3 protein-coding genes are annotated in these 2,534 nt (G+C 70.8%); all 3 read left to right on the forward strand.

Annotation, left to right across the window (positions count from 1 at the left end; all coding sequences use genetic code 11):
- Positions 1 to 71: 71 nt before the first annotated feature.
- Complete coding sequence (gene tsf, locus CNO22_RS26615) at positions 72 to 887, forward strand: translation elongation factor Ts (protein WP_100502236.1); 816 nt, start codon at positions 72 to 74, stop codon at positions 885 to 887.
- A gap of 201 nt (positions 888 to 1,088) precedes the next feature.
- Positions 1,089 to 1,874 carry a UMP kinase gene (gene pyrH, locus CNO22_RS26620; protein WP_269799650.1) on the forward strand — a complete coding sequence of 262 codons (786 nt, stop codon included), beginning with the start codon at positions 1,089 to 1,091 and terminating at the stop codon, positions 1,872 to 1,874.
- 71 nt (positions 1,875 to 1,945) lie between these two features.
- Positions 1,946 to 2,503, forward strand: a complete 558-nt coding sequence (gene frr, locus CNO22_RS26625; protein WP_100502237.1) for a ribosome recycling factor — start codon at positions 1,946 to 1,948, stop codon at positions 2,501 to 2,503.
- Positions 2,504 to 2,534: the final 31 nt, after the last annotated feature.

Consider the following 2,534-nt stretch of genomic DNA (forward strand, 5'->3'; position numbering starts at 1 on the left):
AGTGTGTATAAGAGACAGCTGCAGGGGGCCGGTCCCGGGAAGGGGCCGCCGCACACTCAGAAGGAAGAGGCATGGCTGACTTCACCGCGGCCGACGTCAAGCGTCTCCGCGACGCCACCGGCGCCGGCATGATGGACTGCAAGAAGGCGCTCACCGAGGCCGAGGGCGACTACGACAAGGCCGTCGAGCTGCTGCGCATCAAGGGCGCCAAGGACGTCGGCAAGCGCCTGGAGCGCTCGACCACCAACGGCGTCGTCGTCAGCAAGGACGGCGCGCTGCTCGAGCTCGACTGCGAGACCGACTTCGTCGCCAAGAACGCGGACTTCGTCAAGTTGGCCGAGCGCCTGCTCGACATCGTCCTGGCCGAGAAGCCGGCCGACGTCGACGCGCTGCTCGCGACCGAGGTCGACGGTCAGACCGTGGCCGCGCTGGTCGAGAGCGAGTCGGCCCGCATCGGCGAGAAGCTGGTGTTGAGCCGGTTCGTGGTCTTCGACGGCCAGACCGCCACCTACCTGCACAAGCGGGCCACCGACCTGCCCCCGGCGATCGGTGTCGCGGTGCAGTACAGCGGCGGCAGCGAGGAGGCCGCGCGCAGCCTGGCGATGCACATCGCCGCGGCCCGCCCGCGCTACCTGTCCCGCGAGGAGGTCCCGGCGGAGGCGGTCGAGACCGAGCGCCGCGTCGCCGAGCAGACCGCCAAGGAGGAGGGCAAGCCCGAGCAGGCGATCACCAAGATCGTCGAGGGTCGGGTCAACGCCTACTACAAGGACTTCGTCCTCCTCGAGCAGCCGTCGATCACCGAGCCCAAGCGCACGGTCAAGCAGATCGTCGACGAGGCCGGCCTGACCGTGGAGCGGTTCGCCCGCTTCGAGGTCGGCCAGGCCTAGTAGAAGGACCCCCCTGCCCCCCGCCACTCGCGAGCTCGCGGCGGGGCCCTGCAGGAAGGCCGCAGGCCACTGGCCCCGTCCCGCACCGGGACGGGGCCGGTGGTGTGTCCGGGCACCGATGCGGGGGACCCCTGCCCGCGAGCTGCCGCACGCCCCGTGCGGCAGGATCAGGGGAACGACGCCGAGCGAGGGAAGAGCCCGTTGACCGACACCGCCGCGCCGAGCGCCTCCGCGCCCATGTCCGCCCCCACCGCCTTCCAGCCCGCCGACGGCGCGGGCTACAAGCGGGTCCTGCTCAAGCTCTCCGGAGAGGCCTTCGGCGGCGGGAGGGTGGGCGTCGACTCCGGGATCGTGCAGAGCATCGCCACCCAGCTGGCCGACGTCGTCCACGGCGGCACCCAGGTCGCCGTGGTGGTCGGCGGCGGCAACTTCTTCCGCGGTGCCGAGCTGTCCCAGGCCGGCATGGACCGCCGGCACGCCGACTACATGGGCATGCTCGGCACGGTCATGAACTGCCTGGCCCTGCAGGCCTTCTGCGAGCAGGTGGGCCTGGAGACGCGGGTGCAGACGGCGATCGAGATGGGCCAGGTCGCCGAGCCCTACATCCCGCGCAAGGCGGTGCGGCACCTGGAGAAGGGCCGGTTGGTCATCTTCGGCGCCGGCGCCGGCATGCCCTACTTCTCCACCGACACGGTGGCCGCGCAGCGCGCCCTGGAGATCGGCTGCCAGGTGCTGCTCATGGCCAAGAACGGGGTGGACGGCGTCTACGACGACGACCCGCGCACCAACCCCGACGCGGTGATGTACGAGGACCTCGACTACGGCACCGTGCTGGCCAAGCAGCTGAAGGTGGCCGACGCGACGGCCATCAGCCTGTGCATGGACAACAGCATGCCGATCGTCGTGTTCAACCTGCTGCGCGACGGCAACATCGCCCGTGCCGTGGCAGGTGAGAGGATCGGGACGCTGATCAGCGACCCGGCCTGAGCGCCGCCGTCGTCCAGCCCGCAGACCCGCACCCGCGGCGGAGCACTCCGCCGCACCAGGAGGAGAGACCCGTGATCGACGACACCCTGCTCGACGCCGAGGAGCGGATGGACAAGGCCCTGTCGGTCGCGCGGGAGGACCTCGGCTCGGTGCGCACCGGGCGAGCCGCCCCGTCGATGTTCAACAAGGTCCTGGTCGACTACTACGGCGCCCCGACCCCGGTGCCGCAGATGACGTCGATCACCGTGCCCGAGGCCCGCATGGCGGTGATCAAGCCCTACGACACCAGCCAGCTCTCGGCCATCGAGAAGGCCATCCGCGACAGCGACCTCGGCGTGAACCCGACCAACGACGGCCAGATCATCCGCGTGGTGTTCCCGCAGCTGACCGAGGAGCGCCGCCGCGACCTGGTCAAGCAGGCCCGCGCCAAGGGCGAGGACGCCAAGGTCGCTATCCGCAACGTGCGCCGCCGGGCCAAGGAGGAGCTCGACCGCATCGCCAAGGACGGCGAGGCCGGGGAGGACGACGTGCGCCGCGCGGAGAAGGAACTCGACCACCTCACCGAGCAGCACGTGCACGGCATCGACGAGGCGGTCAAGAACAAGGAGTCCGAGCTCCTCGAGGTCTGAACCGTCCGGCCCCGCCGCGGCCGCCGCTCCC

The organism is Geodermatophilus chilensis (assembly GCF_002802985.1).
Taxonomy (GTDB): Bacteria; Actinomycetota; Actinomycetes; order Mycobacteriales; family Geodermatophilaceae; genus Geodermatophilus; species Geodermatophilus chilensis.

Excerpts from the sequence above, each read along its gene's own strand:
- tsf (WP_100502236.1), top strand. The coding sequence starts at position 72 with ATGGCTGACTTCACCGCGGCCGACGTCAAGCGTCTCCGCGACGCCACC.